This window comes from Maribacter sp. (assembly GCF_049667165.1).
GTDB lineage: Bacteria > Bacteroidota > Bacteroidia > Flavobacteriales > Flavobacteriaceae > Maribacter_A.
Genome location: NZ_JBATHS010000149.1, coordinates 1 through 17,064, shown reverse-complemented (window position 1 = coordinate 17,064; position 17,064 = coordinate 1). Strand labels below are relative to the sequence as shown.

The 17,064-nt window shown below is 41.6% G+C and carries 13 protein-coding genes; 4 read left to right on the top strand and 9 right to left on the bottom strand.

Annotated elements, in window-relative coordinates:
- The 5 genes from WBM98_RS07725 to WBM98_RS07705 all read right to left on the bottom strand — a co-directional run.
- Positions 1 to 1,932 (bottom strand): sodium:solute symporter family protein (locus WBM98_RS07725; RefSeq protein WP_424365447.1); only part of this gene is annotated, 1,932 nt, incomplete at its 3' end.
- Positions 1,933 to 2,203: 271 nt separating this feature from the next.
- Positions 2,204 to 3,979, bottom strand: a complete 1,776-nt coding sequence (locus WBM98_RS07720; protein ID WP_424365446.1) for a sodium:solute symporter family protein — start codon at positions 3,977 to 3,979, stop codon at positions 2,204 to 2,206.
- A gap of 28 nt (positions 3,980 to 4,007) precedes the next feature.
- Positions 4,008 to 4,268: a DUF4212 domain-containing protein gene (locus WBM98_RS07715; protein WP_424365445.1), complete on the bottom strand. Its 261-nt coding sequence runs from the start codon at positions 4,266 to 4,268 to the stop codon at positions 4,008 to 4,010.
- A 12-nt stretch (positions 4,269 to 4,280) separates the two neighbouring features.
- Positions 4,281 to 5,501: a hypothetical protein gene (locus WBM98_RS07710; protein ID WP_424365444.1), complete on the bottom strand. Its 1,221-nt coding sequence runs from the start codon at positions 5,499 to 5,501 to the stop codon at positions 4,281 to 4,283.
- A gap of 108 nt (positions 5,502 to 5,609) precedes the next feature.
- Positions 5,610 to 6,029 (bottom strand): transposase, encoded by a 420-nt coding sequence (locus WBM98_RS07705; RefSeq protein ID WP_424365443.1) that lies wholly within the window; start codon positions 6,027 to 6,029, stop codon positions 5,610 to 5,612.
- Between the two features lie 192 nt (positions 6,030 to 6,221).
- Between WBM98_RS07705 and WBM98_RS07700 the strand changes: the two genes are divergently transcribed.
- Together WBM98_RS07700 and WBM98_RS07695 are read left to right on the top strand one after the other, a co-directional pair.
- Positions 6,222 to 8,132: a DUF294 nucleotidyltransferase-like domain-containing protein gene (locus tag WBM98_RS07700; RefSeq protein WP_424365442.1), complete on the top strand. Its 1,911-nt coding sequence runs from the start codon at positions 6,222 to 6,224 to the stop codon at positions 8,130 to 8,132.
- Positions 8,133 to 8,801: a 3'-5' exonuclease gene (locus tag WBM98_RS07695; RefSeq protein ID WP_424365441.1), complete on the top strand. Its 669-nt coding sequence runs from the start codon at positions 8,133 to 8,135 to the stop codon at positions 8,799 to 8,801. It abuts the gene before it with no gap.
- 11 nt (positions 8,802 to 8,812) lie between these two features.
- Here the strand turns inward: WBM98_RS07695 and WBM98_RS07690 are convergent, their stop codons facing one another.
- Positions 8,813 to 9,889: an anhydro-N-acetylmuramic acid kinase gene (locus tag WBM98_RS07690; protein WP_424365440.1), complete on the bottom strand. Its 1,077-nt coding sequence runs from the start codon at positions 9,887 to 9,889 to the stop codon at positions 8,813 to 8,815.
- Positions 9,890 to 10,258: 369 nt separating this feature from the next.
- On the opposite strand from WBM98_RS07690, the gene WBM98_RS07685 reads away from it, so the two are divergent.
- Both WBM98_RS07685 and WBM98_RS07680 read left to right on the top strand, forming a co-directional pair.
- Positions 10,259 to 11,770, top strand: a complete 1,512-nt coding sequence (locus tag WBM98_RS07685) for a Gfo/Idh/MocA family protein (protein ID WP_424365439.1) — start codon at positions 10,259 to 10,261, stop codon at positions 11,768 to 11,770.
- Positions 11,771 to 11,860: 90 nt separating this feature from the next.
- Positions 11,861 to 12,667 (top strand): 3-keto-disaccharide hydrolase, encoded by an 807-nt coding sequence (locus WBM98_RS07680; RefSeq protein ID WP_424365438.1) that lies wholly within the window; start codon positions 11,861 to 11,863, stop codon positions 12,665 to 12,667.
- Between the two features lie 99 nt (positions 12,668 to 12,766).
- Here WBM98_RS07680 and WBM98_RS07675 read toward each other — a convergent pair whose 3' ends face one another.
- From WBM98_RS07675 to WBM98_RS07665, 3 genes are all read right to left on the bottom strand, one after another.
- Complete coding sequence (locus tag WBM98_RS07675) at positions 12,767 to 14,359, bottom strand: glycoside hydrolase family 3 protein (protein ID WP_424365437.1); 1,593 nt, start codon at positions 14,357 to 14,359, stop codon at positions 12,767 to 12,769.
- Complete coding sequence (locus WBM98_RS07670) at positions 14,352 to 15,626, bottom strand: MFS transporter (RefSeq protein ID WP_424365436.1); 1,275 nt, start codon at positions 15,624 to 15,626, stop codon at positions 14,352 to 14,354. Before WBM98_RS07670 ends, WBM98_RS07675 begins: the two co-directional genes overlap by 8 nt.
- 1 nt (position 15,627) lies before the next feature.
- Positions 15,628 to 17,064, bottom strand: a 1,437-nt coding sequence (locus WBM98_RS07665; protein ID WP_424365435.1) for a glycoside hydrolase family 10 protein, incomplete at its 5' end; no start/stop codon positions are given.

Here is a 17,064-nt window from a genome sequence, read left to right as displayed (position 1 = left end):
AAGCACTTTATTACTACTGATCGTTTCTTTTGACTCTTCTAAAATCTTCAATACTTCAGGCAGGCTTATCTCTTGTTCCTTGACAACCCCCGCGATGAGGATTTTCGCCGATGCACCACCAATACTTCCGGTCAATAGTTTCTCCGAAAAGTTGATCAAGCGGGCATCTGCCATTTGTGTATCTGCTGGGATATCATATTTTTTAAAGAAGAGATATAAAGCCCGCTGGGTCCTGGCTTCCCCCAAGAATTTGGTAAGGACATTTTTGATATCGGCGACATAGGCCTCACCTTTCCATACAAGGGCGTTATCCTGTAATGTAGAGGAATTTTTACTATCGACGAACATTTCAGCATAATTACGTTCCCTATAATGCCCTTTGAAAACTAGGGAAATGATTAGGTAGCACATGGTGTTGGCCATCAAGCTCCAGAAAAAGGCATGGGCAGGTGGGGATAAAAAATCAATGCCGAACAGGGCATAGGGCCTTAAGGCGGCCATACCGAAAAGCCCAAGTTCCGTAAATTCGCTGTTTCCCGTAAATGCTTCTATGGTGAAGGGCAATATCAAGGTGTAGGCGGAAATAATAAAACCAATAATAATACCCAGGATCGATGCCAAGGAAGAACCACGGTTCCAAAATAGGCCGATAAAAAATGAAGGTGCCAATTGGGCGACAATTACAAACGAAATCAAGCCAATGGAATATAAGGAAAGTTCAATCGAGAAATTATTGTAAAAGAAATAGGCAATAATAATCACCGTAAATATTGAAATACGGCGGATATTTTTAATGTATAGGGCATTTTCCTCCGGTTTTGCCTTTACGAATTTGTCAAGGAAACCATAGGGGATGACCAAGTTATTACTGATCATTTTCGATAAGGCCAACGTGGAAACCACGACCATCGATATGACAGCCGACAATCCACCAAGGAAAACCAATAGTGCCAAAAAAGAATGGCCACTCTGAAGCGGAAGTAAAAGCGTATAGTACTCTGCATTGGCGGTATCCCCAAATGTCAACTTGCCGGCCCAAGCAATGAAAATCACGAAAATATTGAAAAGCAAAAGGTATAGCGGAAATAACCATATGGCTTTCTTTAGGTGTTTTTCCCGACTATTTTCCAAAACAGAAACCTGGAATTGTCTAGGCAGAAGAAAAATCGCCGTGAAGGAAAGCATCATCATAAAGAACCAATTGAACCCACCTTCCAAGTTGGGGAGTTTGGTGAGGTTTTCAAAGTTTGCCGTTTTTGAAATTTGGTTATATATATCCTGGGTGCCATCAAAAAGATAATAGGTCACATAGATCCCGATGATCAAGAAGAAGGTCAATTTTAGCAAGGATTCAAAGGCTACCGTCGTTACAATGGCGTTATGTTTCTCAGAGGCATCCGTAGCCTGGGTGCCAAAAAATGTTGCAAAAATGGCCAATAGAACGGCGATATAAAAGGTAGAATCGTCGAAAATTCTCGAACCGATGATATGGGGTTCGTTCGTCATTATCGAAAAGGTCTCCGCAACGGCCTTCAATTGTAAGGAAATATAGGGCACCGTAGCCGTAATGCACAATATGGTAATCAAGGCTCCCAAAAAACGGTTGTTACCGTATCTTAATGAAATGAAATCAGCAATGGAGGATATTTTGTGCTGTTTTGAGATCCTTATGATCTTGCGCAATAAAATAATCCAAATCGGGACCGCTATGGCTGGACCCAGATAAATGGGAAGAAACCCTACGCCAGAACTTGCGGCCATACCTACACTGCCATAATATGTCCATGCAGAACAATAGACCGCCAAGGAAAGGGTATAGATATACGGATTGTTGACCCATTTGCTCTTTGCATTTTTTTCAGCGATAAAGGCAATGTAAAAAAGCACGGCCAAGTAGCACATAATGATAATGACCAAGATGTAATTACTCATAATATCGCGTTAATATGATATAAGAAATTATGATGGAGAGCATCCAAACCGTAAAAACATAGAAATAAAAATAAGGAATGCCGAAAATGACGCCATCGATGTTGAAAACCATAATGAATGGAATGTTCAAAACCAGCAACATAACTATCGATAGAATTATCAATTTCTGTTCGTGGCGTTTCTTCATTGTATATGACTGTACCTATAAATATAGGTAAAAAGCAGTACCCCGATATGCAGTACTGCTTTTTACCAAATTAACCAAGACTTTTTAGTGGGATCCGGCTTCACCGGCGCCACTCGGTATTCGAATACTCTCGACCATTTCCTGTACATTTTCTGGTGGAGGAGCTGTCATTCTTGAAACCACCACAGATACGATTACATTGATGATCATGGCAATAGTTCCAAAACCTTCGGGTGACGTACCGAACCACCATTCACTGGCCGGTCTTGCATCCATAATCCCAATTAATCCCGTTTTATAACGGATCATATAGAATAACATCAGCGTTATCCCCACGATCATACCAGCAATGGCCCCTTTGCTATTCATTCTCTTATCGAAAATTCCAAGAATAATCGCTGGGAAGAATGAAGCTGCAGCCAGTCCAAAGGCCAATGCGACAACCGCGGCTACAAACCCTGGCGGATAGATTCCGAAAATACCAGCGATGATGATCGCAACTAAAATTGCAATCCGTGCTGCCATTAATTCCCCTTTTTCAGAAATATCCGGTTTAATCTGTTTTTTAATCAAATCATGGGAAATCGATGTTGAGATTACCAATAATAATCCCGCTGCTGTTGATAATGCTGCTGCCAAACCACCAGCGGCTACCAATGCAATTACCCAATTGGGTAAATTGGCTATTTCAGGATTTGCAAGTACCATAATATCCCTATCAACATATAATTCATTGGTAGAGCTATTGGCATTTGATATTAGACGTTCTCCATTAGTGCCACGAGCATCGGTAAATGCAGGTTTTTTTCCTTCCAAAGCACTGCCGGCAACATATTGGATTTTTCCATCATTATTTTTATCAGACCAAGCAATCAAACCTGTGTCTTCCCAGTTCTTAAACCATTGAGGGATTTCTTTATAAGATTTGTTGTCAACAGTTTCGATGAGGTTTGTTCTTGCGAAAACAGCAATTGCAGGTGCGGTCGTGTACAAAATTGCAATGAACAACAAAGCCAAACCTGCCGATTTACGGGCATCTTTAACTTTAGGCACGGTAAAGAACCTAACAATTACATGGGGTAGACCGGCAGTACCAGCCATAAGGGCTAGCGTAATTGCAAATACATCCCAAGTAGATTTTGTACCGCTTGTATATTCGTTGAAACCAAGTTGGGTGTGAAGCATGTCTAATTTATCTAAAAGAAAGGTCCCTCCTTCGACTTTACTTCCCATACCAATTTGTGGAATTGGGTTTCCTGTCATTTGCATAGAGATGAAAAATGCAGGAACCATAAAGGCGAAAATCAATACACAATATTGTGCTACTTGTGTATAAGTAATTCCTTTCATGCCGCCTAAAAATGCGAATACAAGTACAACGGCCATTCCGATGATTACCCCAATATTGATATCAACTTGTAAGAACTGTGAAAATACAATCCCCACCCCTCGCATTTGTCCTGCAACATACGTAAATGAAACTATCAAGGCACATATAACGGCAACGGTTCTGGCAGTATTGGAGTAATACCTATCCCCAATAAAATCGGGTACTGTAAATTTTCCGAATTTTCTAAGATAGGGGGCAAGAAGTAATGCCAGAAGCACATATCCACCTGTCCATCCCATAAGATAAACCGAGCCATCATACCCTGCAAAAGAAATGATTCCAGCCATTGAGATGAATGATGCTGCACTCATCCAATCTGCTGCGGTGGCCATACCGTTTGCCAATGGGGAAACCCCACCACCGGCCACATAGAATTCTTTGGTGGATCCTGCCCTCGCCCATATTGCAATTCCGAAATAGAGGGAAAAAGTAATCCCGACTAAAATCCAAGTCCATAATTGAACACTCATAATTTTTTGTTTTTTGGTTAGTATTGGATTACTCGTCGTACCCGTATTTTTTGTCTAGTTTGTTCATTAATCTTACGTAAACGAAGATGAGAACTACGAATACGTAAATAGATCCCTGTTGTGCAAACCAGAAGCCCAGTTTGAATCCGCCTAAACGAAATTGGTTTAATTCTTCCCTAAAAAGTATTCCTGCTCCGTATGATACAAGAAACCAGATCGAAAGAAGAATGATCAGATATCGCAGATTTTCCTTCCAATACGCTGTTGCTTTTTGTTGTTTTTCACTCATAGTTGTTGGTTTTTATAGATAAATCATTGCTTGGAGGGTAAGTGTCCCTGCATCGGAATCTCCAAATTTTTGGTTTGTATACTCTAAGGTCAGCTTAGCGTTATGTCCACTAAGATATGCATTTGCCCCAAGGCCAAAAATGTTTCTGTTATCATCGACGGCATCATAACTATTTGAGGCAAAGGATACATAGGGTTGAAATCTGGTTTTGGTCTTATCGCCTGCGAACACGTATCCCAAATGGGAATAAAGCATACTTCCTGTGCCATAGGCGCTGAAGAGGTAATCGGTTCCATAATCGTTGTTTTGATAGGTGGCGTAAGCGGTTAGGGCACTACCGTCCTCTCCAAGTGGGGTGTCATAAAACGCATCGATTGCGAAAATCTTGACATTTTCCTTTTCCAAATTTCCTGTAGCATCGGCAATAACCGACCCTCCAGGATGCAAAAAGAATCCTGCGCCAATATTGAAAACCTTTTTAGTCCCAAGATAAGACCCAACCTTAAAAGGCAGGAAGTTCGATTCTTGGTCCAAAAAATTAAAATCAAAATAGCCAGCATACGCTTTTCCGGAATCTTTTGATCCCAAAAGTCTTTTGCCCGCATATATGGCAGCCCCGCCGGTCTCAGGGGTTCGGGTATCCAAGCTAGCGGTAATGGCATCATTGATGGCGACCCTATATTGCAATTTACCGAACTTTCCTTTGGCAAAGACACCGAGATGCCGTGCGAATTGGTCTGAAAGTCCCAAGGTTGACCATGATTGCCTGTTATTGTCCAAAGTCATAATATTTAGGGTACTTTGATTGTTCAATCTCGATATGCCATTGAAATAATGTAAACCGCCACCAACAACATGGTCTTCTCCCACATTGTATTGTGCCCATACATCATGGAAGAACAATTGGGCCCCATCGCCCTTCCCCACCGGGGACATTGTGCCACTATTGAGACTATTTAAGCCAAAATGGGTTAAGATCATGAATTTTTTATTGATCTGGGCGAACATCAAAACACGGGCCCTTCTAAGATTAAAACTCGTGCTACTGGTGTTGTCTGGGACATCGTCGGCATACGTGCCCTGTACCTGGGCCCAAGAAATGAGCCGGAAGTATTTGTTGCCTTCCTCATCGAGATTCACCTTAAGGCCACCATTGTAATCTGGTGACCCTTGTGAATGCATCATTTGAAAGGCGAGGGATAAACCTAGTAGGAGTAGTACATGTTTCTTCATAAGTTTAAGGGTTTGGTTAGTAACAAATTGGTTTTGTGTGCCTTGCTAAACTCCTTAAAAGAATGATGTCATAAAAAAACAATATATATAAATGGTAATTAAATATACTTAATCTCTAAATCGCTCCCATTTTATGAGCATAAATTTATCTCCGAGTTCCGTGACCACCACCCCAGCCCCTGAAAGATTCTTGGTATTCTGGAAATAGCTGGATAGTTCCCCCGCGTTCAATATTTTATAGGTAGGGTGATAGTTCGGGTTATAGGGTCTTTTGATGTTGTATTTTTTCACCCAATTGATGATACTAACATGGGAAATACCCAGAATACGTTCAATCTCCCGATACGACAATCCTTCCAAATACAATTGCAACGCTTTGTTCACATAATACTGGTCGATACTTTTACCGATTTTGTTGACCGAAAAAAAATAATTGCATGCCTTACACTTATAGCGCTGCCTTTGGTTTATTATACCACTTTTCACATAGTGTTCGGATCCGCAGTTCGGACAGGAGGTAATATTCATATATATTAAATAAGCATAAATATAGCAAATTAGCAATTATTAGTAAAGATTAGGGGATCTAGCGCTATTTTTTCATGTATTATTGAAACATCATTGACCTACAAGCAGATGATCGGTGTCGTTGTTTGGAGTTTTTGAAGACCCTGATTGGTTTTTGTGTTAGGACTGGGTTTCATTGATTATCTTTAGTTTATGAACAATACCATTGCCCAACGTATTTATGATTTCTTAAAGGATTTCCCCCCTTTCAGTGCCCTGAAAGATGATGAATTAATGACTATTTGTGAACATGTGAAAATTGGCTATTATGAAATAGGCGATTTTATTTTTGAGAAAGATGAGGGCTTGCACGATGCTTTTTATGTGGTTAAGGACGGCGCAGTTGGTATTTTTAGGGAAGGGGATATTCTTGTGGATGAGTGTGATGAAGGGGACATTTTTGGATTAAGGGCACTGATTCGCCAAAGTGCATATCGGTTAAGTGCAAAGGCTATTGAGGAAAGTATCGTGTATGCCATAACTTCTGATTTACTGGAGAAATATATTACCAGTAATGTTGATGCCAGTAAATTCATTATGGCAAGTTTTGCCTCCAATAGCCTTACTCCCCACTTGAATGCGGACCAGGTTCGATTGTATTCCCTTGAAGGGGAATTTAGCAATCAAACAGATCACTTGGTGTACATACAGAATGTGGTGTTTGCAAAATCTCCGGTAAGCTGTATAGAGAGCACCCATATTGAGTCTGCCGCAGTAACGATGACCGAAAAAAAAGTGGGATCGATCATCATCACCAGGGATAATAGGCCTAAAGGAATAATAACCGACAAGGACCTACGGACCAAGATAGCAACGGGAAAGTTCGCTATATCCGATAAAGTAACCGCAATAATGAGCGCGCCTGTAATCACGGTTCCTAAAAATATTTCGATTGCAGAGGCCCAAATTACAATGCTTCGAAATAAAATAACACACCTGTGCATTACCAAGGAGGGAACCATGGATTCCGAGCTTGTCGGCGTCTTGTCCGAACATGACCTTGTGGTGACCCAAAGCAATAATCCCTCTTTTTTGATCAAGGAGGTGAAAAGGGCGTTGACTGCCGAAAAATTGAGGGATGTTCGTCAAAAAGCCCAAGAGCTGATGCACCGCTATCTCGTTCAGCATATTCCTGTAAGTTTTGTTTCGAAAATAATTTCAGCCATCAACGAGGCCATCAACCAAAAAGTAGTGGAACTCAGCCTTGAAGAAATGAAAAAACAACCCCCCGTACGCTTTGCATGGTTGGCTTTGGGTAGTCAAGGCAGGGGAGAACAGTTGCTTTTGACCGATCAGGATAATGCGCTGGTTTTTGCCGATGTAGCCCCTGGGGATTATGAAGAAACCAAAGCATACTTTCTTGAACTGGCCCGATTGGTTACCGAAAAATTGAATATGGTGGGTTTTGAGTTCTGTCCTGCCCAAATGATGGCCAGCAACCCAAAATGGTGTTTGTCTATTACTGAATGGAAAAACCAGTTCACCGATTGGATTACCCATCCTGATGAAGACAAAATTATGCTCTCTACCATTTTCTTTGACTATGAGCGGGTATATGGCGATTCAAATTTGGTTGATCAAATGTCCGAAGGTATTTTCCATGCCATTGATAGGTATAGTATTTTTTTGAACTTCTTGGCCCTGAATGCCATTAAAAATCCACCACCCTTAAGTTTTTTCAGGCAGTTTTTGGTTGAACATAGTGGGGAACATAAGGATCTGTTCGATATTAAAGCCCGGGCAATGATGCCTTTGGTCGATGCCGCAAGGGTATTAATACTTTCACAGAACGTCAAGGATCATAACAACACCATAAAGCGGTTTGAAAAGCTTTCAGAGATCGAACCCCAGAACAAAGCACTTTACAGTGCATGTATAGATGCCTTTAAGATTTTGTTGCGTTTCAGGACAGTAGAGGGTTTAAGTGCGAATGGTTCCGGTAGATTTATAGACCTCAAATCGCTCAGTAAGTCGAACCGTTTAAAATTGAAGGGTTGTTTTGGTTCCATTAAGGATGTCCAGGAATTGATCAGAGTGCGTTTTAACCTAGCCCAATTGATGTAGATGTTCAACAAGATCTTTAAAAGAAGCACACCCGATTATTGGAAGGCATATGTCCAACATTTCAATAAAAAACATTCCCAACAGCCTAACGCTGTTCGTTTTGTAGTTTTCGATACCGAGACTACCGGTTTGGATGTGCGAAAGGACCGCATTTTATCAATAGGGGCCTTGTCTATTTTTGATTTGAAAATCGATGTAGGGGATTCCTTGGAACTTTATCTGAAACAGGAGGTATTCAATGCGGAAACCGTCGGTATTCACGGATTATTGAAGACAGGTAACGTACTTAAAGTATCGGAAGAAGAAGCGATTATCACCTTTTTGGGCTATATAGAAAATTCCATTTTAGTGGCACACCATGCCGCTTTTGACATGGCTATGCTCAATGCCGGTTTGGCGAGGATGGGACTGCCTAAACTCAAGAACAAGGTGTTGGATACGGGGGTATTATTCAAAAAAACCAAGTACTATGAACCTAGGGACCATCCTTATTCCCTGGATCGATTGTGTGCCCAGTTCAATATTAAGAAACACGACCGGCATACGGCCTCGGGAGACGCCTTTTTAACCGGGTTGATCTTTTTAAAGATAGTGGCCAGTTTGTCCAGGAACGGAAAGTTAAAAGTGAGCGATCTGTTTTTTAATTCGGAGCGCAGAGGACTTTTATGACAATTTCATGGTCAATTGGGTAAAAAAACCACCCCACTCGAAGAATCCCTCTTTGCTCCGGTTACCGAGCTTAGCACATTGATTTCCCGTTCCATTCGTAGCGCACCCATTAAAGCAAAGATCAGGGCTTCCTTATTCTCGATCAATTTTTTGGAAGGGACAACCACTTCAATAGCTTTCCCTAATTTCGTTTTTAGAGTGGCAATCAAGAAATCGTTGAGTGCACCGCCGCCAGTGACCAATAGGCTTGCCTTTGATTTGTCGGTATTGAGATTTACCTGTTTGGAAATTTGATCACATAGATGATGAACGGCCGTATATAAAAGATTTTCGATGCAGTCATTGGTAGCATCTACGATAGGGACGACTTCGCGCATAAACCACTCATAGCCCGTTGACTTTGGATACGGTAAGTTATAATAGTCCAAAGCGTTCAGTGTGGAAAGCATTTTCGAATTGATTTTTCCATTTTGGGCCAAGGCCCCTCCCTTATCATAGGCTAAATTGATCTTTTGGGTAATATGGTTCAAGATCATATTGGCCAACCCAATGTCATAGGCAATTCGCTGTCCGTTTTTTTCAAATGAGATATTGCTAATGCCACCTAGATTAAGACAGAAATCATATTCACCAAATAATAAGCGATCACCAATAGGCACGAGAGGTGCGCCTTGTCCGCCCATGGCCAAGTCGTTCGAACGAAAGTCACATACGACTTTATGTCCGCTTTCATTGGCCAAATGTTGACCGGAACCGATTTGGTATGTAAGGCCTTTTTCCGGTTGATGATGTGTCGTATGACCGTGACTTGCGATAAAATCGATTTTTAAGTCATTGTCCTGAATGAATGATCTTACTTGTTTGCCAAGCCATTCGCCATAGGTGTTGTTGAATATCAATAGTTCTTCAGCAGAAAGATAAATTGAATTTTTCAACTTTTCTTTCATCCCATCCGAGTATGGGATACTCTTGGTTTGGTCTATTTGATATTCCCATCGATCCAAGGATTTCTTAAATTGGCAAAAAGCGATATCAAGTCCATCCAAGGAGGTGCCCGACATTAAACCTATGACCCAATATGTTTTCATTTCCAGTTACGGTTTTAATAAATACTAAGGAACTAAAGGGAAAGATAAATAGATTCAATTTCAATGTAGTATAAAATGTGATTCTTTTTTTAACCTAAAGTCTATTTCCATATAACCTTAATCCCTTCAATTCTAATCGAACGGATTATTTCTTAAGATTTTATTCCATTGTTTTTTGACAAATTCATAGTATTGATTTTTAACAAAATTGCGTATTTTTATTACTTGTTAATCCAAGTCGATAATTCGTCTTATCTTTAAGGATACATTGCATTTATTTTTGTGAACCCTAGGGCATTCTTATTGATTGGTTCTTTGCCAATGAATATTTTAATAACTGTTTATTAACCCATTATAAAGTAATACAATATGAGTAAGAGAAAAAAAGATAATACTTTAACCCGCCGCGATTTTGTGGGCAGAACCTTGGCAGCTTCTGCAGCGTTTACCATTGTACCGTCGTATGCGGTAAGCGGACTGGGGCACGTAGCACCTAGTGACAAACTGAATATAGTTGGTGTTGGCGTTGGGGGCATGGGCCTTGCCAATTTAAAGAATTTGGAATCACAAAATATTGTAGGACTATGTGATGTGGATTGGAAGTATGCAAAAGGGGCATTCGACAGGTATCCCAACGCCAAAAAGTATTGGGACTGGCGTAAGATGTTCGATGAAATGGGTGATGAAATAGATGGTGTGGTCATTGCCACAGCGGATCATACCCATGCTGCAATTGCGGCCAATGCCATGACGATGGGCAAACATGTGTATCTGCAAAAACCATTGACGCATTCGGTTTATGAATCCAGGTTATTGACCAAATTAGCGAAGGAGCATAAAGTAGCCACGCAAATGGGGAACCAAGGCGCCTCTGGTGCCGGTGTTGCGGAAACGTGTGAAATTCTATGGAGTGGGGCCTTAGGGGAAATAACAAGAGTCGAGTCCTTTACCGATAGACCCATATGGCCTCAAGGCTTGAATACTCCCGAAAGAGGGGACTGGGTACCAGATACTTTGAATTGGGATCTGTTTACCGGGCCAGCAAAAATGCGCCCTTTCAATGAAGTTTATCATCCTTGGAACTGGAGAGGCTGGTGGGATTATGGTACAGGAGCCCTAGGTGATATGGCCTGCCATATCTTGCACCCTGTCTTTGAAGGTCTAAAATTGGGCTATCCGACCAAAGTACAAGCTAGTTCCTCGTTGTTGTTGAACGATTCAGCACCTGTTTCCCAAGCGGTCAAGTTGACTTTTCCCGACAGAGGTAGAAAAGGAAAATTGAATTTGAACGAAGTTGACGTACATTGGTACGATGGCGGTATTAAACCTATGTTGCCAGATAATTGGCCAGCTGGGAAAGAGCCCAACAAAAATGGGGGAGGTACGTTCTTCTACGGTACCAAAGACATCCTTCATGTCGGTTGTTATGGTTTAGAGCCGGAATTATTGTCAGGTCGGAAAATTTCAGCGCCAAAAACAGAAAGAAGGGTTGAGGATGAACTAGGATTGAAATGGAATGAAGGCGCCCATGAAATGGATTGGGTTCGCGCAAGTAAAGAAAGTGCGGAAAATAGAAAGCCATGTACTTCCGATTTCTCAGAAGCCGGTCCTTTCAATGAGATGGTTGTTATGGGCGTACTTGCTGTTCGTTTACAAGCCTTAAATAAGGTCCTTGAGTGGGACGGTATAAATATGAAGTTTACCAATATTGGCGCGAATGAGGAAATCAAGACCGTCATTAAGGATGGTTTCAAAATTCATGATGGCCACCCAACTTTTAACAAAGATTGGACAGAGCCTATGAATGCGATGGCCTATTCAGAGGAATTGGTGAAACATACCTACAGGGATGGCTGGTCATTGCCCGATATGCCCGCTTAGTATGTGTTTTGGAAATAAAAGTTTAATAAACAGTACAGAACCAGTCCATTAACGGCCGGTTCTGTACTTAAATTCAATAAATAGATACCTATGAGAAAAATTAGTTTAGTATTTCTATTCAGCCTGCTCTTATTGCCAGTGCTAAATAGTTGTAAAGACAAAAAAGCAGAACAAAAAGAAGATGCCGCGGCAGAGGCCGAAGCGGTTAAAGAAGTGGCAGAAGAGGCTCCTTTGAATGGGCTTTCCGAAGCCGAAAAAGCTGACGGTTGGGTACTGCTTTTTGATGGTAAAACATCAGAAGGATGGCGGGGTTATAAAAAGGATCATTTCCCGGCAGCATGGGAAATTGTTGATGGTACGTTGCATATGATAGGCTCTGGCCGTGGAGAGGCAGGAGCGAAAGATGGGGGCGATATCATTTATGATAAACAATTTCAAAACTTCACCTTAAGTTTAGAATGGAAAGTATCTGAAGGTGGTAATTCAGGCATTTTATACTTAGGAGAGGAAGAGTTGGACTATATATGGAAAACCGCTCCTGAAATGCAAATATTGGATAATGAAAGACACCCTGATGCTAAATTGGGCAAAGATGGCAATCGTATGGCGGGATCCTTGTATGATTTGATACCAGCCAAACCACAGAATGCCAAACCTGCTGGCGAATGGAATAAAATTGAGCTTACGGTGTTTAAAGGGACTGTAGTCCATAATCAAAATGGTGTAAACGTTGTTGAATACCATTTGTGGACTCCAGAATGGAACGAATTAGTGGCTGGCAGTAAATTCCCAGCACTAAATCCCGATTGGGCTGATGTACCCGCTAAAGGTTATATTGGGTTACAGGATCATGGTGATGATGTTTGGTTCCGAAATATTAAGATAAAGGAATTGTAGCAAGAAGTTCTTGCAACCAGTAAGCCCCACATTGTTCAATGGATAGTGTGGGGTTTTTATTTGGCTTCAAATCCTTCTTGGGATCCTGAAAAAAGTTCGTTATTTCAATTCTACCGGGAGTTTGCCTTTAGCGGGTATGCTACCTCTAAAATGGGATGCCGCCACCTCTTGGAAAACTTTGAAATTTTGGTAGCATACAACGATTGTATTTGCTTTTTGATAGTCAAAAAGTTGTAGTGCATAAGGGTTTCCAAAGAGGTACACGATGACATTTTTGGTGTTTAGCAATTCATTGACAAAGCTGATTTCATCTTCTGTAAATCCAAATTTATTGGTAGGTTTTATTTGGGGAGGTTCCAACGATAAAAGTATGTTCCCTTCCTTTTCAATATCCTCAAAGTCAAAATCCGAAGCATCTGTTAATGAATAAGTGCGGAAGGCATCATATTTTCCAAGCATCCCCAAAAATGATTGTACCACTTCCGTCGTATTTGTAATGCCAATAAAACCGCTCTTTCTGAAATGGGCAATATAATCCTCACTTCCTTGGATTAAGGTGATGCTTGCTTTGGCTATTTCGGTGTTTAGGTTATTGGGGTCAATAAGTGCTGCTTGGACATCAACTTCAGCCAATATTGCCTTTTCCTTTAAGGACCAAACACGTTTAAACGCTTCTTCGATTTGCGTTTCGGTGGCCTTTTCCAAAATCATTTCAATGCCGGCTGAAACCTGTTCGGCAAAGCACAGAATATCATTTCCGGCGTCAAAGGCCAACCATTCAAGCTCCCCCTTTATCGTATAGTTTTTCGATACGGCATGCATGTTTAGGGCATCGGAGATCACCACGCCTGCAAAACCAAATTCATCGCGTAACAACCCTTTTATCATGTCTTTCGATAGGCTTGAAGGTGTGTGATGTCCATTGGAAAGTGAAGGAACGGCGAGGTGGCCCACCATGACCGAAGCTACCCCATGTGCTATGAGTTTCCTGAACGGGTAAAGTTCGTTGTTCAATAAATCCGCTTTGGACTTTTCGATGACCGGAAGACCTAAATGCGAATCCACAGCCGTATCCCCATGACCTGGAAAATGTTTGATGCTCCCCAATACGCCTTCACTTTGAAGGCCTTTTAAATAGGCCATGGACTTTTTGGTAACGTTGATTTTGTCTTCACCGAACGAGCGATATCCGATAACCGGGTTCTTGGGGTTGCTATTGATATCCAAAACGGGGGCTAGATTTAAATGTATTCCCGCTTGTTTACAATCATGGGCAATATTTATGCCCACTTGAAAAACCAAATCAATAGCATCCTCTAGGGCACCCAACGTTAGGGCATACGGGTATTGCGGCGTGTTTTCGATACGCATGGCAAGCCCCCATTCGGCATCAATGGCAATCAGGAGACGATGGCTTGATTTTTTTTGGTAGCGTTGTATTAGGGTTTGGAGCGTTTTGAAACTTTCCTTATTATAGACCACCTTTTTTTTGCCTTCATAGTTGGTAGCGGCACTGGCCCTACTATGAAAAAAACAAAGTCCTCCGATGTGGTTTTCAGCAATCAGCTCTTCCAATGCCTGTATTTCCGCCTCCGAATCATTGACAAAGGCAGCGGGCATAAATAATTGACCTACTTTTTCAGTTCGGGTCAAATGTTGGGTTGCTTTGACATAGGGAAGTAATTTATGCATCGGTATTTTTGGTTTTTTTTCCAAAATCAGCAGGATAAGTAATAAATTTCAATAAAAGTAGTGCGGGAAGGGAGGATACGACCACCCAGATAAAAAAGCCCCCATAACCCAACCATTGTTGTATGTAGCCGCTGATCATACCAGGCAGCATCATTCCTAGGGCCATAAACCCGGTGGCGATCGCATAGTGCGATGTTTTTGATTTGCCCTCCGCTATATAGATCAAGTACATTAAGAAAGCGGCAAAACCAAAACCATACCCAAATTTCTCAAAGATTACAGTAGTTGTCACGGCCACTACGTTTGTGGTTTTGGTATAGGCGAGAAGTGCGTATAGTACATTCGGTAGATTCAGTGAAAGTATCATCGGAAGCATCCATTTTTTCAGTCCGTCACGCGATATCAAAATACCCCCCAAAATGCCCCCGAACGATAAAAAGATAACACCGACTGTTCCAAAGATCGTCCCCAATTGTTCCGTGGAGTAGCCTAAGCCACCCTTGGCCGGTGAATCCAATAAAAAGGGAGCTACCATTTTAACGAGTTGTGATTCTCCCAACCTGTAAGTTAGAATAAAGACCAAGGCCATTCCGATATTGGGTTTGTTGAAGAATGAGCTGAAAACTTCCCAGAAGCTTTTAGGTTTGTCCTTTGCAATGGCCGCTGATGATTCAAACTTGGGTGTCACAAAGAAATTCGATACGGTCAATGCCAACATCAAAAAAGCGGTCGCTATCATGGTCATGCTCCAAGCCTTGGTGTTGTCCCCATATTTCTGTTCCAAAAAACCGGCCATGATAACAATCAGCCCTTCGCCGGTCACCATAGCCAAACGATAAAAAGTACTTCGAATACCTACAAAAAAAGATTGTTTTTTTTCGGTCAGACCCAACATATAATAACCATCGGAGGCAATATCATTGGTAGCCGAAGCAAAAGCGGCCATCCAGAAACAGGCCAAGGTGGTCATAAAAAACATTTGGGTGGGCAAGCTTAAACCTACTGCCAAAAGGGCAACGGAAATCAATAGCTGCATCGCCAAAAACCATTGGCGTTTGGTGCTTTTAAGATCAACAAAAGGACTCCATAGGGGCTTAAGTACCCAAGGGAGGTATAATAAACTGGTATAGAGCCCAATATCTTCATTGCTAACCCCGAGTTTCTTGTACATGATCACCGATACGGTAACGACCAACACATAAGGCAACCCTTGGGTAAAATAAAGTATGGGTACCCAGGCCCAGGCCCACTTGTTTTTTTGAATCATATCAGTTGATTTCTTTTAAATGTATGATTTTCGGTTCACTTTCACGTCGATATTTATCAATGAGGATTAGGGCGATATGTTTTCTTTTATTGATTGTTTCAGACGGAAGTAATACCGAGGAGTCCTTATGTATCGGGATTTTGGCGATTAAATCCTTGATGCGATATTGTTGCTTTGGTTTTTTCCCCGACGCATAAATTGTAGCGAAACGATAATCATTTAAGTCATTGAAATTTAATGCGATAGAATCATTTTTTTGTAGTAAGGATTTAAGTTTGAAATCCGGAAGGGAACTCATTTGGGCTTTGGGTGCCATTGGGGAAAGGGACTGCCATTTGTAATACTTCTTTTTAAGTTGTTTCACTATGTCGGCCTTGTCAGTCATTAGGCTTTTGGCGCTAAAAAACACATTGCCATGAACGGCTTCATTTTTCCGGGCATAGGTCAATTGGTTTGGAAGCTCTTTTTTGTCTTCCCATGCCTTATCACTATTATTACGAATCTTGTAAGGACCATTACCAATGTAAAGATTGGTGTTGGTACTGTGGTCCGCCCACCAATCAACAATGGTTCGATGTGAGGCTACCGGCAGGTCCATGCTCCAGTAGATTTGGGGCACCAAATAATCCAACCAGCCCTTTTCCATCCAGAGCAAAGGGTCGGCATAAAGGTTCTCGAAGGTAGTTTGCCCTGCACGGGTATCGGAGCCCCTTGGGTCGGTAGACTTGTTTTTCCAAACTCCAAACGGACTTACGCCGAACTGTACCCATGGCTTGCGAGCCTTTATGGTTTCATGACCGTTTTTGATCAAAGAGTCCATATTACTACGACGCCAATCTTCGATCGTCTGGTTGGGCAGATGGTAGTAGGAATAGGTTAGGGAGTCTTTAATGACTTCGTCCTTTATGGTATAGGGATAAAAATAGTCATCATAATGAATGGCATCGACATCGTAGTTCGAAACGATTTCATCAATGACCGAAACCATGCGTTCCCTAACTTCCGGCAACCCTGGGTCATAGTAATACTTGGTCCCATATTTAAGCATCCATTCGGGATGTAGGTTAAAGTCATGGGTTGGATTCAATATTTCGGTTTTCAAATCAAAAGTAGCCCTGTATGGATTGAGCCATGCATGAAATTCCATTCCGCGATTATGGGTCTCATGTATCATCCATTGTAGGAGATTCTGTTCGGTATTGGGCGCCCGTCCTTCCTTTCCCGTCAAAAAGCGGGACCATGGGGCGAATTCCGAATCATAAAAAGCATCCCCAGCAGTCCTTATTTGTACAATGGCCGCATTAAAATTGAGGGCTTTGTAGAAATCAAGGATTTCAAGATAGTCGGCCTTTTGCTTTTCAATGGCATCATTTCCATTTTTAGGCCAATCGATATTCACTACTGTGGCCACCCAGACCCCTCTAAATTCGGTTTTTGG